Source organism: Flavobacterium faecale (assembly GCF_048320115.1).
Classification (GTDB): Bacteria; Bacteroidota; Bacteroidia; order Flavobacteriales; family Flavobacteriaceae; genus Flavobacterium; species Flavobacterium faecale_A.
The window spans coordinates 2,151,282-2,171,943 of sequence record NZ_CP182943.1; the positions used below are offsets into that span (position 1 = coordinate 2,151,282).

Genomic DNA, 20,662 nt, shown 5'->3' on the forward strand with positions numbered 1-20,662 from the left:
TTTCTGTTGATTACCACTTTAATAATGATAAGTTGTAATCAAAAGCAGAATGAAACACCTCAAAGACAAGCACAAAAGACACCCTCTATTTATAAAAACGCCTCTGATTCCAATTTCAATTTCAAACAAGACACGTTGTTTTTTAAAACCGAAAAATATTCAGGTAAACAGTATGCATTATATCCTAACAAGGACACGCTTTTTATAAAATCCTATTTGAATGGAATGTTAGAAGGAATTCAAAAACAATGGTATGAAAATAATAGACTAGCTGAAAAACGCTTATATATTGCCAACAAAAAAGAAGGCACACATCAAGGCTGGTGGGAAAATGGCAAACCCAGATATAACTATCATTTTTTCAACGATGAGTTTCATGGTGTAGTGGTCGAATGGTACAAAACTGGACAGTTGTTCAAGCGTTTTCATTATAACAAAGGTTATGAAGAAGGAAGTGAAAGATTGTGGTACGAAGACGGGAGTGTACGTGCCAATTACGTGATTAAAAAAGGAAAAAAATACGGACTAATCGGAATCAAACTTTGCAAAAATCCATATGAAACTAATAAATAATTTCATTGTACTACTTCTAGTTCTTTGCGTCGTTTTCTCTTGTAACAAAATAAAGAAAGAGGACGAAGAGGAAGCCCTGCCTTTTATCAATTCAGCGGAATTTACCCCAGAATGGATTAGTTCAGATAGTCCGCAGTATCCAGAAATCCATACAATTCCTGCTTTTTCTTTTACCAACCAAGACGGACAAACTGTGACTGAAAAAAACGTTGAAGGGAAAATTTACGTTGCTAATTTCATGTTTACTAGTTGTGGTAGTATTTGCCCTAAAATGACCGACAATATGAAGCTTTTGCAAGATAAATTTAGTAACGATGACTCCGTTTTGCTACTCTCTCACTCGGTAACTCCCGAAACGGATAATGTAGCGGTTTTAAAGCAATATGCTTTGGATAAAGGTTGTATTTCTGGAAAATGGCATTTGCTGACTGGGAATAAAAATGAAATTTATTCTATCGCTAAAAGGCAGTATTTCGCAGGAGACTCCATAGGCTATTACGGAAAACTCAATGATTTTCTTCACACCGAGAACTTTATCTTAGTTGATGGAAAACGTCGTATTCGAGGTGTTTATAACGGAACTTTACCCATTGAAATGGACCGAATTATAGAAGATATTTCTGTTTTGAAACGGGAAGATTAAGGCGTTTTTGGTCTAATTATCAAAAAACTACATGACTTTGTGAGGTCGTGGTATAAAACAAGAATTAGTGCTACCTTTGCCATTCTAATTAGTGAACAAAGTAATTACGACTTCGTTCCTTGCTATTTCAAATGAATAAAACTGTCCAACTTCAAGATTTAGGAATTAAAGATTATAAAACTACTTGGGAATTTCAAGAGGAATTATTCAAAGCAGTAGTTGATTTGAAAATTCAAAATAGGAGGGAAGAAACAAACCTTGCAACACCCAATTATTTATTGCTAGTCGAGCATCCGCATGTTTATACTTTAGGAAAAAGTGGAGACCTGGAAAATTTGTTGTTGTCCGAAAAACAGCTGGAGGCTAAAGGCGCAACTTTCTATAAAATCAATCGTGGCGGGGACATAACTTATCACGGTCCTGGACAAATTGTGGGTTATCCCATTTTGGACTTAGAAAACTTTTTTACCGATATTCACAAGTATTTGCGCTTACTAGAAGAATCTATAATTCTAACGCTACAAGAGTATGGCTTGGAATGTGGACGCAGTGATGGCGAAACTGGAGTATGGTTGGGTGTGGGAACACCTTTTGCTCGTAAAATCTGCGCCATGGGGGTAAGAGCATCTCGCTGGGTTACCATGCATGGTTTTGCACTCAATGTGAATGTTGATTTGGGATATTTTGACAATATAATTCCCTGTGGTATAAGAGGGAAAGCCGTGACTTCCCTAAACGTAGAGCTCGGCGTTGAAAAAGTAGATGAGCAGGAAGTAAAGGATAAAATTGTAAAGCATTTTAAAGCATTGTTTGAATGTGAAATTTTGGAGTCAGTTTAACCACAAAAGGCATCAATAAAACTATACTTTCAGAAAATAATTTGAATCACAAATCTAAAGTAAGTTGCTCCGGCAACAATCGAAAACTCATTCGGTGGTATTTAGTAGGGCCGTATTTTTTAATCGCCTCACGGTGTTCTTTGGTAGGATAGCCTTTGTTTTTTTTCCAATTGTACATTGGGAATTCTTCATGAATTCTATCCATGTATTCATCACGATAGGTTTTGGCAAGTACAGATGCCGCTGCAATACTCAGATATTTGGAATCGCCTTTCACAATACTTTGATTCGGAATCGATTTTAAAATTTCGATTTCTTTGGTAGTGAATTGTTTTCCAGTGGTGTTTTTCAATCCCAGTTTGGCATTCAATGCTCTATTGCCGTCTACAATAATGTATTCAGGACAAGGGTTCAATTTTAAAACTGATTCCTGCATGCCTTTCATTGAAGCATTTAGAATGTTTATTTCGTCAATTTCATTGGGGAATAAATGCGTAACAGCAAATGTAATGGCTTGTGCTTCGATTATCGGTTTGAGTTTAGCTCTTATTTTTTCAGATAATTGTTTACTGTCATTCAGTATGTCGTTTTCAAAATCCAAAGGCAATATTACTGCAGCAGCTGTTACAGGTCCTGCTAGACAGCCACGGCCTGCTTCATCGGTCCCTGATTCTAAAATAAAAGTAGAGAATTGTCTTTTGAGCATAGTTTCAAATTTTGAAAAAACAAAGATTGTGATTTTTTTAGAGAATTTCTTCTGAAAAGAGTTTCATTTTTTTTGAAATACGGGTTCTTTATTAGAGCTAAGATTTATAAGATATTTGATAGCTTACTTTTTAGATAGCTGTTTTTTTATAGCTTTATATCAATTACCTTTGCGCAAATTAAATGTCGATGCAGTCATCGCCTAATCTGTTGTACCCAATGAGAATTCTCTTTTATTTATACTTATTAATTGTGCCTACATTACTTTTTTCTCAGGATAAACCCAAAGAAAAACCATCACTTAGGCAAGAGGCTAATGGAGAGGATGCTAAAAAAGAAAAAATAGCCACAATTGATATGTATCGAATCATTTCACTGGAGCGCGATACGACTTATATAGATACTTCTTTGACTATTCAAAGGGAGTATAGCCATAATTATTTAAGAAGAGATACTTTTGGACTGTTAGCTTTTCCTAATGAAGGACAAACTTATAATACACTACAATATAGTTTAAATAATTTTTCGCCATACCCTGATATGGGACTCAAAGGGAAACATTTTAGTTTTATCGAGGCAGGAGACATTCGTTATGCATCGGTGGCAACTCCAGTAACGGAACTTTTTTTTAAATCAATTATCGGAAGAGGACAATTAGTAGATTCGTACTTTACCTTAAACATACATCCGCGACTAAATTTTTCTATTGCTTATAAAGGAATTCGTTCTGAAGGTAAATACATCAATCATTTTGCAAATTCCGGTCATTTTAGATTTACGACCAGTTATAGTACAGAAAATGAACGTTATTATGCTAATGCTCATTTTGTTTCGCAAGATATTCTAAACGAGGAAAATGGAGGGATAACAACTATTGATGATTTTGAAAGTGGAAATCCAAATTTTAGTAATCGTCAGAGTTTAGAGGTGTATCTTACAGATGCCGAATCGTTTTTAAAAGGGAAACGATTTTTTGTAGATCATAGTTTTAGAGTGAATCCTTCCAAAGGAAATAATAATCTCTTTGTGAATCATCAATTCAACTATGAGAATAAATTTTTCGAATACAAACAGCCTACCCTAACTTCAACAGAAGGGTCGTCAACGGTATTTCGTTTTGGAGATTCCTTTGTGAGTTCAGGTCTTAAAGACCAAATTCATTACAATCGCATGTATAACAAAGCAGGAGTGACTTATGAAAATACAACCTTAGGAAGGTTTCAGTTTTTTGTAGATGATTTTCGATCTAATTTTTATTACTACAAAATTCTGGTTCAAGAGGATGGTACCGTTGTTCCAGCGTCTTTTACCCGAAATATTAATGCCGCAGGTGGTCAATACGATTATCAAAAAAATAAGTGGACGGGTAAATTTTTGTACTCCAGATCCATATCTAATCAATCTTTGTCTAATCTAGATGCCAAAATGAGATTGGATTGGAACGATGATTTCCAGTTTGATTTTCAATACCAAAATATTAACAAATTAGCGAGTGATAATTATAATTTATATCAAAGTAGTTTTGTAGACTACAACTGGACCAATAATTTCAAAAATGAAAAAATCAATCGTTTATCGGCTAATGCAGTAACACCTTGGTTAAATGCCTCTTTGAATTTGATTACGCTGGATGATCATTTGTATTTTGAAAATGTAGCAAGTTCAAGTTCGCAACAAATCATAGCGCCTAATCAATACGATAAAACGATTAATTACCTTTCCTTAAAAGTAAATAAGGAAATCAATTTTGGCAACTTTGGTTTTGATAATACTATTTTGTATCAAAAAGTAGATCAGCAAGATGCTGTTTTAAATGTGCCTGAAATAGTAACACGCAACACTTTGTATTTTAGCAATTATTTTTTCAATAAAGCTCTTTTTCTTCAAACGGGGCTTAGTTTGAATTATTTTACAAATTACTACGCTAACGATTACAACCCAGTAACAGGAGAGTTTTTTGTTCAAAATCAAAAACAAATTGGGAATTATCCCAACCTTGATTTTTTTGTAAATGCTAAAATTCAAAGAACCCGAATTTTCATCAAAGCAGAGCATTTTAACTCCTCTTTGTCAGGGAATAATTTCTATTCAGCGCCTAATACTCCTTTTCGTGATATGACAATCCGTTTTGGATTGGTTTGGAATTTCTTCAATTAATTTTTTGAGGAGCAGAACATTAGTACATTAATTAAACATCGTTCCCGCTCTTCGCATTATCTTTTATACTGTGGCTTGCTACGCCGCCACAATATAAAAGGATAATTTGCTGCGATCGGGGCTAGAGAGCGCGCTTGTTTCTTTTAATTTAGAGTTTATCAAATTACGTTATCCTAGTTGAATCATCTTTTTTTTGTTGAACATAACGACATCGTTTGGCGTTATTCATAAATACGTTTGTTTAAACAAATAAAATGTTAATTATGGACAACCAAACGAAAACAGTTTTCACTACAGAATTAAAATTAAAAAATACCTCATTTGATATTTATGAGACAGGAGGAAATTACATCAATCAAATTCGCTTGTTTCATGCTTATTTTGAAACTATTCCTAATATAAAGTCTATTCGATTCATCGAAATTACAGCGATGAGAAAATGGATTCTTGCTGAAATGAAAAATGACATTCAACAGCAACATTACTATCAAACTTATGAAGAAAATGCTAAAAAGAATTTTTATTCCGATCATTTCTTTATTTTAAAAAATGGAATAGTAATCAATCTTTTTTATAAACAAGCTTATATCCTTTTTAAAATTGAACTAGAAAAAGAAGCCCAAGAGTTGCAGAATCAATTGTTACAGTTTAAGGTAAAGCCTAAAAAAACAACCCAAATAAGTTTAATAGTCAATAGTAACAAGGGATTCACATCTAAGAGTATTGAAATTAAAAAACCAAAATTAGATCTTAATTTACATTACAATGATGATTTTAAAAACATTCATCAATTAATCATTAAAAACATTAGAAAACCAAATACAAAAGGATTGTTTTTATTTCATGGATTACCTGGTACTGGTAAAAGTACATACATTAAATATTTAATCCATCAGCAAAAAAAAGATGTAATTTTTTTATCGCCAAAAATGGCAAGTAATTTAGATGATATGGCATTGACTGAATTTTTATTAGAGAATAGGAATTGTATTTTGGTAATAGAAGATGCCGAAGAGTTAATATTGTCTAGAGATAATCATCATAATTCTAAACTTTCTTTTTTATTGAATTTGACTGATGGTTTACTTGGAGAAAGTTTAGGCATACAAATTATAGCAACCTTCAATACAGATTTAAAAAATATTGACAAGGCACTATTACGAAAAGGAAGACTAACTTCTATTTATGAATTCAGACCACTTAGTGTTGATAAATCTAACATCCTTTTAAAAAGTTTGGGACATGAAATCGAGATTAATAATCCATTAGCACTAACGGATATTTTTAATTTTGAAATAGATAACAATTACCAACCTAAAATAAGAAAGGCAGTAGGTTTTGGTAATTAGTGTTATCACGTCATAATTTGGCGTCAATAAATAGTATTTTTGATTTAATAAATGAAGAAATGAAAAAGAAAATTTTATATATAGATATGGACGGAGTTTTAGCTGACTTTGATAAGGCATTAGAAAGTTACGATTCTGAAATCAATAATTTGAACCATGAAAATGATGCAGGTCAAGCAAAAATAAGAAACAATAAAGTGGATATGATTTGTGAAGCTAATGAAAACTTCTTTCATGAAATTCCACCAATAAATTCAGCAATTGAAAACGTGACTAGATTATTCGAAAAATTTGATATTTATTTTTTATCAACTCCTATGTGGAATGCACCTCATTCATTTACAGGAAAAAGAATTTGGATTGAAAAACATTTTGGAGAAATGGCTTCTAAAAGACTAATACTAACACACAGGAAAGATTTGAATATTGGCGAATATATAATTGACGACCGAATTTGTAATGGAGTAGAACATTTTACGGGAACACATATTCATTTCGGGTCAGATGAATTTCCGAATTGGGAGATTATTGCACGATATTTAATTAATAACAACTAATGTATAAAAATAATGGCCGATAAAATAATACATCCTTCAGATTCAGCTAAACAAAGAGAAATTGAGCTATTCATCGTAAATGAGATCGCTAAAAAAGAGAATTTAATATTTGAAGAAAAAAAAACAATTATTGAAGAAGTAGCCTTTGAATTTGATTTTTATCATAAAGAAAAAAAAATAATTGGAGAAATTTATGCAGGAATTGAAAAGATTAGTGCAGGTTCACGAAAAAAGGTGATTACTGATTGTTTTAAACTTGTTTATGCTGAAAAACTTTTGGGTTACCCTTGCAAGAAAAGACTTGTATTTATTGATGAAAATATAAAAAAAGTATTTACAGGAAAAAGTTGGGTAGCTAATGCCATTAAAGAATTTGGAATTATCATTGATGTCATTCCAATTTCACAAGAAATTATGAACGAATTAATTGAAATAAAAAAAATACAACAATGCAGTAATAAAAAAATACAATCCTAAAAAATATGTCAAAAAAACAATTCATAAAACGCCATCATTTAATAATCAATAAGTTGCGTATTAACCCTTGTTCATTTAAAGAGTTACAGAATTATTTGGAAAAGCATTCGATTGATGATGATGAGAATTATATGATTTCAAAGCGAACGTTTGAGCGTGACGTTAAAGAAATATGGGAAATCTATAAAATAGAAATTGGATATACCCGTTCGCAAAATGTTTATGAAATAATACAGGATGCTGATGAAGTAAAAAATGATCGTTTAATAGAATCATTTCAAATTTTCAATGCTTTAAGTATTTCAGATTCTGTATCAAATCATATTATTATTGAAAAAAGAAAACCACGTGGAACAGAAAATATGCATGGATTATTACATGCTATCAAAAATCAATATCACATACAGTTTAGACATGAAAATTTTTGGAATGACAATAATACCAAACAAATCCGTACTGTATTTCCTTTAGCATTAAAAGAAGCTCGAAATCGTTGGTACTTGGTTGCTCAAGACCCAAAAGATACTGTTTTTAAAACCTTTGGATTAGATCGAATTTTTGATTTACAAATTACACGTAAAAACTTTGAGTACCCTAAAAACTTTACTCCTGAAGAAAAATTCAAATACTCATTTGGAATAATTACTGATGGAACAAAACCCGAAAAAATCAAGCTTTGCTTGTCTCATAATCAAGCTAATTATGTAAAATCTCTACCTCTACATATTTCCCAAAAGGTAATCTCAGAAAATGCTACAGAATGCCATATAGAATTATACATGAGTCCCACATATGATTTCATCATGGAATTATTATCAATGGGAGCGGAGGTAAAAGTGTTAGAACCAAAAAGTTTGCAGAGCGAAATGAAAAAAAAGTTGTCGGAAGCTTTAAATCACTATAATCAAGATTAGTCTATATTTGTAAAATATTCTTTTTTCAATGAAAATCATTTCTAACATCCTCTTAGACGACTACCATAATATCTTTCCACATGGATTGGAAGCCAAATTTGGCACCTTACATGATGCTGAGATTTCTACGGATTCTTTTAGTTTTTATACTTCGGTAGCATCTGTTTTTTCAAGTAAAATCGAAGGAGAGGAAATTGAATTGGATTCATATATTAAACATAAAAGATTTGGAATCGAATTCCTTCCTGATTATACTAAGAAGATAGATGATTTGTACAATGCTTATTCCTTTGCTAAAAACAATTCTTTGAACTCAGCAAATATAGCTCAAGCACACATCCTCTTAGGTAAACACATTCTTGAAAAAAGTCATCAAGGCAAACACCGCATCCATTCTATGTTTGTTACAACTGATGAAGGTCGCATAGAATATGTTGCTGCACTTCCGCATCAGGTTGATGATGAGATGAAAGCTTTTTACGAAGACCTAGAAACTTTATTGCATACTGAACTTAATTTTCAAGAAGTATTTTATTATGCAAGTATGATTCATTTGGTTTTTGTTAAAATTCACCCCTGGAATGATGGTAACGGACGTAGTGGTAGATTATTAGAAAAATGGTTTTTGTCTGAAAAATTAGGAGAAAAAGCGTGGTTTGTTCAAAGTGAAAAAAATTATTACCAAAACCATCAATTGTATTATACAAATTTAAGAAGATTAGGTTTAGAATACGATTCATTAGATTACTCCAAAGCCCTCCCTTTTCTTGAAATGTTACCTAAATCATTGCTCATTTAGAAATGCCAATTCCTAAATTAAAAAATCCTTAATTCAAAATTCCCTTGACATTCACCGCTATAGATTTTGAAACAGCAACAGCTTTCCATCCTTGTTCGGTAGGGATTGTAACCGTAGAGAACGGTATTATTGTGGACGAATTTGTTACTTTGATTCAGCCTCCCAATAATCTATACAATCCATTTACAATCAAAGTGCATGGGATTTATCCACGGGATACGGCAAACGCAAAATCATTTTTACAGGTGTTTCCAGAAATTGAAAAAAGAATTCAAAACAGAGTGGTAGTTGCACATAATGAGAGTTTTGATAGAAATGTGTTGGCCAAATCCATGGCACTTTATGGGTTGGATTATAATGAACTCAATATTGCTGCCCGCTGGGAATGTACAGTAAAAATATACAAAGCCAAAGGGCTTAAACCAACCAAGTTAAGTGATTGTTGTCGTGCCAAGAATATTCAACTCAACCATCACGAGGCGCTATCCGATGCTCGTGCTTGTGCACAATTGTACCTTTTGAAATAAATTTATTTTGCACGGGAATTTTTCTTACTTTAGTCTTCGGTCTTAGATTATAGATTATGAAAGAAGATTTTCTGCACTACCTCTGGAAATTCAAGAAGTTCAATACGCTTGATTTAAAAACCACTCAGCAAGAGTTGGTTACCATTCATCACCAAGGACAGTATCTAGAACTGGCAGGCCCTGATTTTTTTAATGCTAACATTACTATTGGCAATCAAAAATGGGCTGGAAATGTCGAAATTCACCTCAAATCATCTGATTGGTACGTTCACCATCATGAACGTGATGCAGCTTATGAGAATGTAATTCTTCATGTAGTTTGGGAACATGATGCTGCTATTTTTAGGCATGACAATACAGAGATTCCTGTTCTAGAACTCAAGAATTATGTAGATAAAATCACCTTGGCAAAGTACCAAGCTTTAGTAACGCCTAAATCGTGGGTTTTTTGCGAAAAGGAACTTAAAGATATCGACCAGTTTTTATTCAAAAATTGGCAAGAGCGTTTGTTTTTTGAACGATTGGAACGCAAATCTAAATTTATATTTGAATTACTAGCAGCGACTAACAATGATTGGGAAGCTGTTCTTTTTTGTTTGTTAGCCAAGAATTTTGGACTCAATACAAACGGAGATTCTTTTCAGCATTTGGCACAATCCATTCCGTTTTCAGTTATTAGAAAAGAAAGTTTTGAAGTTGAAAATCTTGAAAGCCTCCTCTTCGGTAATGCAGGGCTACTTGATACAGATAAAGAAGATAATTATTTTAAAGATTTAAAATTTCGTTATTTTTATTTGTTACACAAATATCAATTGGATAAAACACATACCGTACCTGTCCAGTTTTTCAAACATCGCCCAGATAATTTCCCCACCATTCGCTTGTCACAATTGGCCAATTTGTATCATTTGCATCAAAATCTATTCTCAAAAATGCATGAATTGAGGACAGTTCAAGATTTTTACCAGTTGTTTCAAGTGTCTACTTCGTCCTATTGGGAAGATCATTATCAATTTGATAAGCAAAGTCCTAAAAAGAAAAAGAGATTGTCGGCTTCATTTGTGGATTTAGTCATTATCAACACTATTATTCCCATTAGGTTTGCTTATGCTAAAAGTCTGGGTCAGGAAGTTTCTGAAAGTTTGATACAATTGCTTTCAGAAGTCAAAGCGGAGAAAAACAGCATCATGGATAAGTTCATTTTTCACGGTGTCAAACCCCAAAATGCTTACGAAACCCAATCTTTGTTACAACTGAAGAATGAATATTGCAGTAAAGGTAAATGTATGGACTGTGCCATTGGTGGAGCCTTACTGAAATCAAACTAGGCAATAGGGAATAATATTTTTTTTGTAGTTTTACGCAATAAGTGAATAAATAGTTAAAATACTAGCATAAACTGTATTAATCAGAATGCTTTAAAATTAAAATAGGAATGTCTGCGATTGTTAAACTTAAATTTTTTATGGAAAAGCATGGTTTTCATGTTTCTTCTCGCCTAGCTGATAAGTTAGGAATGCGTGCAAACAGCGTCCGACTCTTTTTTATATATATATCTTTCGTTACCGTAGGATTGGGCTTTGGGGTATATTTGATTCTCGCCTTTTGGATTCGGTTGAAAGATTTGATTCGTGCGAAGCGAACCTCTGTATTTGACTTGTAAACATTTTCTAAATCATTAATTAATTCAATACAAATAATATTTTGGCCGTAAAATCAGATTCTTGGGGTTCACGTGTAGGTTTAATTTTAGCAATGGCAGGGAATGCTGTGGGATTAGGTAATTTTTTAAGATTTCCTGTCCAAGCTGTTCAAAATGGAGGAGGAGCTTTCATTATTCCTTATTTGATTTGTTTTGTGTTGATGGGTGTTCCGTTGCTTTTTATCGAATGGTCTTCAGGTCGTTTTGGAGGTAAATTTGGAAACCACAGTACGCCTTATATATTAGATTCGATGGTTAAAGGTAGGCTGTTGAAATACATTGGTGTTTTTGGAATCTTTACGAATATGGCTGTAGCGGCTTATTATTGCTATATCGAATCTTGGACAATGTCTTATGTTTATCATTCAATTATAGGAACATTTGAAGGAATGAGTCAGGCTGATGTTGCTGGATTTTTTGGAAACTATATTGATATAGCCCATTCTACAACTGGAATTCCCTATGAAGCAGTTATTTTTTATGTGTTTTGTTTGGTGATTAATACCTATATTTTATCCAAAGGATTAAAAGGAATTGAAAAAGTAGCTAAAGTTGGAATGCCTTTGTTGATTTTATTTGGAGCTATTTTAGCTATTAAAGGATTAACACTTGGAACCTCTGGAGCATCTGAAATTTTTCCTGACGCGAATGCTTGGGACGGACTTAATTTTCTTTGGACGCCACAGTACGGTTCATTGTTGGATTTGAAAGTATGGATGGCGGCAGCAGGACAAATCTTTTTTACTTTATCCGTGGGAATGGGTACGGTACATTGTTATGCAGCCTATCTGGATGAAAAGGATGATATTGCTTTAAATGCTGTTTCGGCAGGTTTTATGAATGAATTTGTTGAGGTAGTGTTAGGAAGTTTAATTGTGATTCCTATTGCAGCGGGTTATTTAGGGTTGGATTGGGTTATAGAAAATGCAGGTTTCGGAATGGCATTTCAAACAATGCCATATTTGTTTCAACAATGGGGAACTTTAATTGCTGTTTTTGCTGGGGTCTTTTGGTTTGGATTATTGTTTTTTGCTGGAATTACGTCTTCTTTAGCAATGGGAACACCCTGGATAGGTTTTATGAGAGATGAATTTGGCTGGAGCCAAAACAAAGGGGCATGGTCTTTTGGATTTATTGCTTTGATTTTAGGATTGCCTACGGTAATCTTCTTCCAAGAAGGTGTGTTTGATGAATATGACTATTGGGCAGGAACAGTCAGTTTAGTGATGTTTGCCATGTTAGAAACCATTTTGTTTTCATGGATTTTTGGATTGAAAAAAGGATGGCCTGCTATCACAAACGGAGCAGATATAAAGGTGCCTATAATTTTTAAGTATATTATTAAGTATGTGACTCCTGTCATGTTGATAATAATTTTTATGGGGTCTGTGTTTAAACCGCTGGATAATGATTGGTCAACTAATATGAATAATTTGGTTTCAGGAAAAGCTTGGTTGTTGGATAATGGTTCGATTATTAAAACCATCTCACATGCGGGACTTAAAGAACAACTTGCAATAACAACTGACCCTGTTTTGAAAATGCAATTAGAAGATAAAATGTTTTATCTTAATTTCGCTCGATTATTATTGGTAGGCTTGTTTGTTTTTATTAGTTCATTGGTGTACTTGGCATTTCAAAAAAGAAGAAAAGAAGGTCGTGTCACCTTATAATGACAGGTCTTAAAATTTAAAAATAAAAGTTATGAATACAGAAGCTTTAATTACAATGTTGCTAACTCAAGGGATAGTTGTCTCTTTTGCGGCTTATTTTTTCTATAAGGTGTTGACGATAAAGCCAAAGCAAGAACCAGATTCGTTTTCTGAAAATGATGATGAAAAAGAAAGACAATCCATCGAGTAGTTTTTTAATATTTATTCGTCGATTATGAAAGAAATAAAGTCCTTTTTCCTGTTTTCTAAAGAACAAAGAAACGGGATTTTTTTGTTAATTAGTTTGATTGTTTTCATTCAAGGGTGTTGGTTCTTTTATGGAAGAATGGAATTTATTGAGGCATCTTCTGTTGCTGAAAGACAGTGGTTGGCTTTGCAGCCTGAAATAGATAAGCTAAAAGAATCCTCTTCAGATTATAAATATGAATTAAAACCATTTAATCCCAATTATATGACAGATTATAAAGGGTATAAATTAGGGATGTCAGTGTTGGAGATAGATCGTCTTTTGAAGTTTAGAAAAACCAATCAATATGTGAATTCTGCTCAAGAATTTCAAAATATAACCAAGGTTTCAGATTCTCTATTAGCTGTAATTGCGCCTTTTTTTAAATTTCCTGATTGGGTCAGTCAAAAGAAAGAATCAAAATCCTATGTGCACTATGAGAAAAAGGGATTTGCAAAAGATACTAAAATTGCAGTCCTTGATTTGAATACGGCATCACAAGAGGATTTAATGAAAATAAATGGTATTGGGCCAGGGTATTCCGATCGAATTATAAAGTTTAGAGAAAGCTTAGGTGGTTTTGTATCGATGCAACAAATGGAAGATATTTGGGGCTTGCCGCCAGATGTTATCAATAAATTAAATGCCAATTTCAAAATTGGTACAACAGCGCAGATTCCAAAATTAGACATCAATAATGCGTCTTTGAAAGAAATAGCACAATTTCCCTATTTTAGATATACTTTAGCAAAAGAAATCGTGATGTACAGGAGTATGAATGGTGATTTTAAATCGGCAACTGATTTAACAAAAATTAAAGGCTTGTCTATTGAAAAAGCTAATATTATAGCCTTATATTTGACCTTTTAAAAACAATAGCTTTAAGATGAACTTTGATTATAACGAAACGCAATCGATGATTGCGCAATCCATAAGAGATTTTGCTGAGAAAAACATACGTCCTAATATCATGGAATGGGATGAATCTCAAACATTTCCAGTTCCTTTATTTAGAGAATTGGGTGCGATGGGGTTTATGGGGGTTTTAGTTCCTGAAGAGCTAGGTGGTTCTGGATTAGGCTATCATGAATATATTACCATTGTGGAAGAGATTTCGAAAGTAGATCCTTCAATTGGTTTGTCTGTTGCAGCGCATAATTCTTTGTGTACTAATCATATTTTGACTTTTGGAACTGAAGAGCAAAAGAAAAAATGGATTCCAAAATTAGCTAGTGGAGAACATATCGGTGCTTGGGGATTGACGGAGCACAATACAGGTTCAGATGCAGGAGGAATGAACACTACTGCCAAAAAAGATGGAGATTTTTGGGTGGTGAATGGCGCAAAAAACTTTATTACCCATGCTATTTCTGGAGAGATAGCTGTAGTAATTGTGAGAACTGGGGAAAAAGGTGATTCTCACGGAATGACTGCTTTTGTATTCGAAAAAGGAATGGCTGGTTTTAGTTCAGGTAAAAAAGAAAATAAACTAGGGATGCGTGCCAGTGAAACCGCTGAGTTGATTTTTGATAACTGCCGTATTCCGGATGCTAATAGATTAGGTGCGGTTGGAGACGGTTTTGTTCAGGCCATGAAGATATTGGATGGTGGAAGAATTTCGATCGGTGCATTGTCATTAGGGATTGCTAAAGGTGCCTATGAAGCGGCTTTGAAATATTCGAAGGAGAGGTATCAGTTTGGGAAACCAATAAGTAGTTTTCAAGGGATATCTTTTAAATTGGCTGACATGGCAACAGAAATTGAAGCTTCGGAATTGTTACTGCATAAGGCGGCTTTTTTAAAGCAGGAACACAAGCCAGTAACTACGATGGGGGCTATGGCTAAGATGTATGCCTCAGAAGTATGTTGTAAAGTAGCTAATGAAGCGATTCAGATACATGGAGGCTATGGTTATACCAAAGATTTTCCAGTGGAAAAATTCTATCGTGATGCTAAATTATGTACTATAGGTGAAGGAACTACTGAAATTCAAAAAGTCGTAATTGCTAGGAATTTGTTGAAAGACTAGCTAGTGTATAAAGAATAGTGAAAAGAGCCAAGAAGCAAGATGTTGCTATTTGGCTCTTTTTTTTATGGAAGTTAACAATCAGTCTTTTTCTTTGTTCTAGCTTCATTTATCTTTTTTAAAATAACTTAAAATTGATACTTCATAATTAAAATTAATTTTTACCTTTGCTGCCTTAACGAGAGGAGGTGTCAAAATTATGTTAATTATACCGATTAAAGACGGAGAAAATATCGATAGAGCATTAAAGCGCTATAAAAGAAAATTTGATAAAACAGGAACTGTTCGTCAATTAAGAGCACGTCAAGCTTTTATTAAACCGTCTGTCAAAAACAGAATGAAAATTCAGAAAGCGGCTTACATTCAAACATTGAAAGATGGATTAGAAAGTTAGTAGTTTTCTTTATAGAAAATAATTACCGTTAGTATTCAAAGTTTAGTAACTTTGGTGCTAACGGTTTTTTTTATGGCTACAACATTCGAATCATTTAAGGATTATCTTTTAAAAGAAAAACATTATTCTGTTCATACTTTAGTAGCGTATGAGAATGATATTGTTGGTTTTCAGTTGTTTGTAAAAGAGGTTTTTGAGCAACAATCTGTTGAGGAAGTAAATTATAGTCAAATCAGGAGTTGGATAGTTAGCTTGGTGGATAGTGGGTTGAGTGCTGTTACTGTAAATAGGAAGATAGCTTCTTTAAAAGCGTTTTATAAGTTTTTGTTGAAGACAAGACAGATTAGTGTGAATCCCTTATTGAAGCATAAATCTTTAAAAGTCTCTAAGTCGTTACAGATTCCGTTTTCAGAAAAAGAGGTTGGTGTGGTTTTAGGTGAGAATGGGTTAGAGGGGAGTTTTGAAGGGATTCGGAATCATTTGATAATTGAACTGTTTTATACCACTGGAATGCGGAGGGCAGAGTTGATCCAGTTGAAGTTAGCTGATGTGGATTTGGTGAATAACAGTTTGAAGGTGATTGGAAAAAGAAATAAAGAACGGATACTGCCAATTTTGCCAACTATAAAAAAAAACATCAATTGTTATCTTTCTAAAAGGGCTGAAATAGAAGGGGTTGTGGTTAGTGAATTTTTTTTTATAACAAAAAACGGAATTATGTTAAATAATTCGCTTGTATATCGCTTGATAAATTCGTACTTTGGTAAAGCTTCAGAAAAGGTAAAAAAGAGTCCTCATGTGTTAAGGCATACTTTTGCGACTCATTTATTGAATAATGGAGCAGATTTGAATTCAGTAAAAGAATTATTAGGACATTCTAGTTTGGCTTCGACACAGGTGTATACTCATAGTAGTTTAATGGAGTTAAAAAAGGTATACCAAAAGGCGCATCCTAGGAATAATGATAATGAAGATTAAGTTTAACCATTAAATAAGTATTGATTATGAAGGTAAGTATTCATGCAGTTAACTTTAATGTTGACGGAAAGTTAGTTAATTTTGTTCAAGAGAGAATGGATAAATTGGAAAAGTACTACGATAAAGTGGTGTCTTCTGATGTGTATTTGAAAGTGGAGAAAACAAGTGATAAGGAAAATAAAATTGTTGAGGTAAAGATAAATGTGCCTGGAGATGGTTTTTTAGTAAAAAAACAATGCAAATCTTTTGAAGAAGCGGTTGAGTTATCGGCGGAATCATTAGAGCGTTTGTTGGTGAAAAGGAAAGAAAAAATAAGAGCTCATGCATAATATGAAAATTTTTTAAAAAAATGTTTTGTTTGAGAGATAAAATCTATACATTTGCAGTCCGTTAGAAATAGCGGACTTTTTTTATTGAAATTGCCAGCGTAGCTCAGTCGGCTAGAGCAGCTGATTTGTAATCAGCAGGTCGTGGGTTCGAGTCCCTCCGCCGGCTCAAGTAAAACTTCGGTTTTAGTTATAAGAATTCAAATAGAAAAAGAGGGGAGATACTCAAGCGGCCAACGAGGGCAGACTGTAAATCTGCTGTGTGAACTTCGCAGGTTCGAATCCTGCTCTCCCCACAAAAAAAGAATTTAGAAAAGAGGGTTTAGATATTACTAGATTCTGGATTCTAACTTCTGGACTCACAAAAGCCGGTGTAGCTCAGGGGTAGAGTGCTTCCTTGGTAAGGAAGAGGTCTCGGGTTCAATTCCCGACATTGGCTCTTAAGAAAAATTTTGAACACTAATAAATTAATAAAGATTAAAATCTAAGTAAAATGGCAAAAGAAACCTTTAACCGTTCGAAACCACACTTAAATATTGGTACAATCGGACACGTAGATCACGGAAAAACTACATTAACTGCTGCAATAACTAAAGTGTTATCTGATGCTGGTTACTGTCAAGCGAAATCTTTTGATCAAATTGATAATGCTCCTGAGGAGAAAGAAAGAGGTATTACAATTAATACTTCTCACGTAGAGTACGAAACAGCTAACCGTCACTACGCTCACGTTGACTGTCCAGGTCACGCGGATTACGTAAAGAACATGGTTACTGGTGCTGCTCAAATGGATGGAGCTATCCTTGTTGTAGCTGCAACTGATGGGCCAATGCCACAAACTCGTGAGCACATCCTTTTAGGACGTCAAGTAGGTATTCCACGTATCGTTGTTTTCATGAACAAAGTGGATATGGTTGATGACGCTGAGTTGTTGGAATTAGTTGAAATGGAAATTAGAGACTTATTGTCTTTCTATGAGTATGATGGAGATAACTGTCCAGTTATTCAAGGTTCTGCTTTAGGAGGTTTAAATAATGATGCTGCTTGGGTTCCTAAAATTCTTGAATTGATGGAAGCTGTTGATGCTTGGATCGAAGAGCCAGTACGTGATGTAGCTAAGCCTTTCTTGATGCCAGTTGAGGATGTATTTACAATTACAGGTCGTGGAACTGTTGCTACAGGTCGTATCGAAACTGGAGTTGCTAATACTGGAGATCCAGTTGAAATCATTGGTATGGGAGCTGAGAAATTAACTTCTACTATTACTGGAGTTGAGATGTTCCGTAAAATCCTTGATAGAGGTGAAGCAGGAGATAACGTAGGTTTATTGTTAAGAGGTATTGATAAAGCTGATATCAAAAGAGGTATGGTTATTATTAAGCCAGGTTCAGTAAAACCACACTCTACTTTCAAAGCTGAGGTGTATATCTTGAAAAAAGAAGAAGGTGGACGTCACACTCCATTCCATAACAACTACCGTCCACAGTTCTATGTACGTACAACTGACGTAACAGGAGTTATTACTTTACCAGAAGGTGTAGAGATGGTTATGCCAGGTGACAACTTAACAATTAATGTTGCTTTGTTAAGCCCAATCGCGATGAATGTAGGTTTACGTTTCGCTATCCGTGAAGGTGGTAGAACTGTAGGTGCAGGTCAGGTAACTGAAATCGTAGCATAATTTAAATAAATACTAACCAGCAACTTCTTAGGTTGTTGCTGGTTAATTCTACGGGCGTAGTTCAAGGGTAGAATAGCGGTCTCCAAAACCGTTGATGGGGGTTCGAATCCCTCCGCCCGTGCAATAAAAAAATAAATCTAATGGCAAAAATTGGTAATTACATTTCAGAAGCATTTGAAGAATTAAAATCAAATGTAACTTGGCCAGACTGGGCTGAGGTGCAGCGACTAACTATTGTTGTAGCTGTTTTTTCAGTATTGTTTGCTTTGGCAACATGGGGAGTAGATGAAGTTTTTGCAAAAGCATTAGCAGGATTTTTTAACTGGATTAAAGCTTAATAATTGACATGGCAGATAATAATTTAAAAAAATGGTATGTCGTTAGAGCTGTAAGTGGTCAAGAGAATAAAGTGAAAGCTTATATCGAGACTGAGATTTCAAGATTGGGAATGGAAGATTTTGTTTCGCAAGTTCTTGTTCCTACAGAGAAAGTGGTTACTGTAAAAGAGGGGAAAAAATTAGTTAAAGAAAGAGTTTATTTTCCTGGTTATGTAATGATTGAAGCAAACCTTGTTGGGGAAATCCCTCATATTATTAAATCAATAACTTCGGTAATTGGTTTCTTAGGAGAGACTAAAGGAGGAGAGCCAGTTCCATTGAGAATTTCAGAAGTAAATAGAATGCTAGGTAAAGTGGATGAGTTAGCAGTTAACACTGACAATCATGCAATACCGTTTAATCTTGGAGAGACTATTAAAGTAATTGATGGTCCGTTTAATGGTTTCAACGGTACAGTTGAAAAGATTAATGATGAGAAGCGTAAACTAGAAGTAATGGTGAAAATTTTCGGAAGAAAGACACCTTTAGAGTTGAGTTTTATGCAAGTTGAAAAAGTATAATATTGTTACACTATAATAAATCATAACAGTTGCTTCTATAAATTGTTGTGTTAAATTTTTTAAAAAATGGCTAAAGAAATTAGTAAGGTAGTTAAACTACAAGTTAAGGGAGGTGCTGCGAATCCGTCGCCACCGGTTGGACCTGCTTTAGGAGCTGCTGGGGTAAACATCATGGAGTTCTGTAAGCAGTTCAATGCTAGAACACAAGATAAACCTGGCAAAATATGCCCAGTACAAATTACTGTGTATAAAGACAAATCATTTGATTTTGTTGTTAAGACTCCTCCTGCAGCAGTTCAGTTATTGGAAGCTGCAAAGCTAAAATCTGGTTCAGGTGAGCCTAATCGTAAAAAAGTAGCTAGTGTTACTTGGGAACAAATTAGAGCTATTGCTGAAGACAAGATGCCAGACTTAAATGCATTCACTATGGAGTCTGCAATGAGTATGGTTGCTGGAACAGCTAGATCTATGGGTATAACTGTATCAGGAGACGCTCCTTTTTAATTAAGAGAAAGACATGGCAAAATTGACAAAAAAGCAAAAAGAGGCTGCTTCAAAAATTGAAAAGAACAAATTATACACTTTGAAAGATGCATCTGCATTAATTAAAGTTATTGCTTCTGCAAAATTTGATGAGTCTGTTGATATCGCAGTAAAATTGGGTGTAGATCCAAGAAAAGCGAATCAAATGGTAAGAGGTGTAGTAACATTACCTCACGGAACAGGTAAAGATGTAAAAGTATTAGCATTAGTTACTCCAGATAAGGAAGCTGAAGCTAAAGAAGCTGGTGCAGATTTCGTAGGTCTTGATGAGTACTTACAAAAAATTAAAGATGGTTGGACTGATGTTGATGTAATTATCACTATGCCAGCTGTAATGGGTAAATTAGGTCCATTAGGTCGTATTTTAGGACCTAGAGGTTTAATGCCAAACCCTAAAACAGGTACGGTAACTATGGATGTTGCCAAAGCTGTTGCAGAGGTTAAAGCTGGTAAAATTGACTTTAAAGTTGATAAAACTGGTATCGTTCATGCAGGAATTGGTAAAGTTTCTTTTGGAGCTGAGCAAATTTATGACAATGCACACGAAATTATTCAAACATTAATCAAACTTAAACCAACTGCTGCTAAAGGTACCTATATTAAAGGTATTCACCTTACAAGCACAATGAGTCCAGCAATCGCGTTGGATCCTAAAGCAGTATAATTGGTAGTTAA

At 34.0% G+C, this 20,662-nt stretch carries 25 protein-coding genes and 4 tRNA genes; 28 read left to right on the plus strand and 1 reads right to left on the minus strand.

The genetic code is table 11. The annotated features are described in order from the left end of the window. Positions 1-24 precede the first annotated feature (24 nt). From ACNH59_RS09035 to lipB, 3 genes are all read left to right on the plus strand, one after another. Positions 25-573: a toxin-antitoxin system YwqK family antitoxin gene (locus ACNH59_RS09035; protein WP_418262220.1), complete on the plus strand. Its 549-nt coding sequence runs from the start codon at positions 25-27 to the stop codon at positions 571-573. Beyond that, entirely contained in the window at positions 557-1,216 is a 660-nt protein-coding gene (locus tag ACNH59_RS09040; protein WP_418262221.1) for an SCO family protein, read from the plus strand. The genes ACNH59_RS09035 and ACNH59_RS09040 overlap by 17 nt, the downstream gene beginning before the upstream one ends. A gap of 131 nt (positions 1,217-1,347) precedes the next feature. Beyond that, entirely contained in the window at positions 1,348-2,055 is a 708-nt protein-coding gene (lipB, locus tag ACNH59_RS09045) for a lipoyl(octanoyl) transferase LipB (RefSeq protein WP_418262222.1), read from the plus strand. Positions 2,056-2,101: 46 nt separating this feature from the next. On the opposite strand, the gene ACNH59_RS09050 is transcribed toward lipB, so the two are convergent. After that, positions 2,102-2,761: a ribonuclease HII gene (locus ACNH59_RS09050; RefSeq protein ID WP_418262223.1), complete on the minus strand. Its 660-nt coding sequence runs from the start codon at positions 2,759-2,761 to the stop codon at positions 2,102-2,104. Between the two features lie 218 nt (positions 2,762-2,979). On the opposite strand from ACNH59_RS09050, the gene ACNH59_RS09055 reads away from it, so the two are divergent. The 25 genes from ACNH59_RS09055 (at position 2,980) to rplA (ending at position 20,651) form a co-directional block, all read left to right on the plus strand. After that, the gene (locus tag ACNH59_RS09055; RefSeq protein ID WP_418262224.1) at positions 2,980-4,917 is read left to right on the plus strand and encodes a putative porin; all 1,938 of its coding nucleotides are present in this window, start codon (positions 2,980-2,982) and stop codon (positions 4,915-4,917) included. A 263-nt stretch (positions 4,918-5,180) separates the two neighbouring features. Beyond that, the gene (locus ACNH59_RS09060; RefSeq protein WP_418262225.1) at positions 5,181-6,266 is read left to right on the plus strand and encodes an AAA family ATPase; all 1,086 of its coding nucleotides are present in this window, start codon (positions 5,181-5,183) and stop codon (positions 6,264-6,266) included. Positions 6,267-6,325: 59 nt separating this feature from the next. Then, on the plus strand, positions 6,326-6,823 hold the full coding sequence (locus ACNH59_RS09065) for a 5' nucleotidase, NT5C type (protein WP_418262226.1): 498 nt from the start codon (positions 6,326-6,328) through the stop codon (positions 6,821-6,823). A gap of 12 nt (positions 6,824-6,835) precedes the next feature. Further along, the gene (locus ACNH59_RS09070; RefSeq protein ID WP_418262227.1) at positions 6,836-7,300 is read left to right on the plus strand and encodes a hypothetical protein; all 465 of its coding nucleotides are present in this window, start codon (positions 6,836-6,838) and stop codon (positions 7,298-7,300) included. A gap of 5 nt (positions 7,301-7,305) precedes the next feature. After that, complete coding sequence (locus tag ACNH59_RS09075) at positions 7,306-8,214, plus strand: helix-turn-helix transcriptional regulator (protein ID WP_418262228.1); 909 nt, start codon at positions 7,306-7,308, stop codon at positions 8,212-8,214. Between the two features lie 28 nt (positions 8,215-8,242). Continuing rightward, complete coding sequence (locus ACNH59_RS09080) at positions 8,243-9,013, plus strand: Fic family protein (RefSeq protein WP_418262229.1); 771 nt, start codon at positions 8,243-8,245, stop codon at positions 9,011-9,013. 44 nt (positions 9,014-9,057) lie between these two features. Beyond that, positions 9,058-9,540, plus strand: coding sequence for a 3'-5' exonuclease (locus tag ACNH59_RS09085; RefSeq protein ID WP_418262230.1), 483 nt, complete (start codon positions 9,058-9,060; stop codon positions 9,538-9,540). A 56-nt stretch (positions 9,541-9,596) separates the two neighbouring features. Further along, entirely contained in the window at positions 9,597-10,868 is a 1,272-nt protein-coding gene (locus tag ACNH59_RS09090; protein ID WP_418262231.1) for a DUF2851 family protein, read from the plus strand. Positions 10,869-10,975: 107 nt separating this feature from the next. After that, on the plus strand, positions 10,976-11,203 hold the full coding sequence (locus ACNH59_RS09095; protein ID WP_418262232.1) for a PspC domain-containing protein: 228 nt from the start codon (positions 10,976-10,978) through the stop codon (positions 11,201-11,203). A gap of 41 nt (positions 11,204-11,244) precedes the next feature. After that, the gene (locus tag ACNH59_RS09100) at positions 11,245-12,915 is read left to right on the plus strand and encodes a sodium-dependent transporter (protein ID WP_418262233.1); all 1,671 of its coding nucleotides are present in this window, start codon (positions 11,245-11,247) and stop codon (positions 12,913-12,915) included. A 31-nt stretch (positions 12,916-12,946) separates the two neighbouring features. After that, on the plus strand, positions 12,947-13,105 hold the full coding sequence (locus ACNH59_RS09105; RefSeq protein ID WP_418262234.1) for a hypothetical protein: 159 nt from the start codon (positions 12,947-12,949) through the stop codon (positions 13,103-13,105). A 24-nt stretch (positions 13,106-13,129) separates the two neighbouring features. Continuing rightward, positions 13,130-14,011: a ComEA family DNA-binding protein gene (locus tag ACNH59_RS09110; protein ID WP_418262235.1), complete on the plus strand. Its 882-nt coding sequence runs from the start codon at positions 13,130-13,132 to the stop codon at positions 14,009-14,011. 16 nt (positions 14,012-14,027) lie between these two features. After that, a complete protein-coding gene (locus ACNH59_RS09115; protein WP_418262236.1) occupies positions 14,028-15,170 on the plus strand; it encodes an acyl-CoA dehydrogenase family protein in 1,143 nt (380 codons plus the stop codon). A 196-nt stretch (positions 15,171-15,366) separates the two neighbouring features. Beyond that, positions 15,367-15,561, plus strand: a complete 195-nt coding sequence (gene rpsU / locus ACNH59_RS09120) for a 30S ribosomal protein S21 (protein WP_418262237.1) — start codon at positions 15,367-15,369, stop codon at positions 15,559-15,561. Positions 15,562-15,633: 72 nt separating this feature from the next. Next, positions 15,634-16,539, plus strand: a complete 906-nt coding sequence (locus ACNH59_RS09125) for a tyrosine-type recombinase/integrase (protein WP_418262238.1) — start codon at positions 15,634-15,636, stop codon at positions 16,537-16,539. 26 nt (positions 16,540-16,565) lie between these two features. Next, positions 16,566-16,868: a ribosome hibernation-promoting factor, HPF/YfiA family gene (gene hpf, locus ACNH59_RS09130; RefSeq protein WP_418262239.1), complete on the plus strand. Its 303-nt coding sequence runs from the start codon at positions 16,566-16,568 to the stop codon at positions 16,866-16,868. Positions 16,869-16,960: 92 nt separating this feature from the next. Then, positions 16,961-17,034, plus strand: a tRNA-Thr gene (locus ACNH59_RS09135). Positions 17,035-17,080: 46 nt separating this feature from the next. Continuing rightward, positions 17,081-17,161 (plus strand) — tRNA-Tyr (locus ACNH59_RS09140). A 71-nt stretch (positions 17,162-17,232) separates the two neighbouring features. Next, a tRNA-Thr gene (locus tag ACNH59_RS09145) sits at positions 17,233-17,304 on the plus strand. A 54-nt stretch (positions 17,305-17,358) separates the two neighbouring features. After that, positions 17,359-18,546, plus strand: a complete 1,188-nt coding sequence (gene tuf, locus ACNH59_RS09150) for an elongation factor Tu (RefSeq protein ID WP_418262240.1) — start codon at positions 17,359-17,361, stop codon at positions 18,544-18,546. Positions 18,547-18,596: 50 nt separating this feature from the next. After that, positions 18,597-18,667: transfer RNA gene (locus ACNH59_RS09155), tRNA-Trp, on the plus strand. Between the two features lie 19 nt (positions 18,668-18,686). Continuing rightward, positions 18,687-18,884 (plus strand): preprotein translocase subunit SecE, encoded by a 198-nt coding sequence (gene secE, locus ACNH59_RS09160; protein WP_418262241.1) that lies wholly within the window; start codon positions 18,687-18,689, stop codon positions 18,882-18,884. 8 nt (positions 18,885-18,892) lie between these two features. After that, on the plus strand, positions 18,893-19,444 hold the full coding sequence (gene nusG, locus ACNH59_RS09165; protein ID WP_418262242.1) for a transcription termination/antitermination protein NusG: 552 nt from the start codon (positions 18,893-18,895) through the stop codon (positions 19,442-19,444). Positions 19,445-19,510: 66 nt separating this feature from the next. Next, entirely contained in the window at positions 19,511-19,948 is a 438-nt protein-coding gene (gene rplK, locus ACNH59_RS09170; RefSeq protein ID WP_220762453.1) for a 50S ribosomal protein L11, read from the plus strand. 13 nt (positions 19,949-19,961) lie between these two features. After that, positions 19,962-20,651, plus strand: a complete 690-nt coding sequence (gene rplA / locus ACNH59_RS09175) for a 50S ribosomal protein L1 (RefSeq protein ID WP_418262243.1) — start codon at positions 19,962-19,964, stop codon at positions 20,649-20,651. The last annotated feature ends 11 nt before the right edge of the window (positions 20,652-20,662 follow it).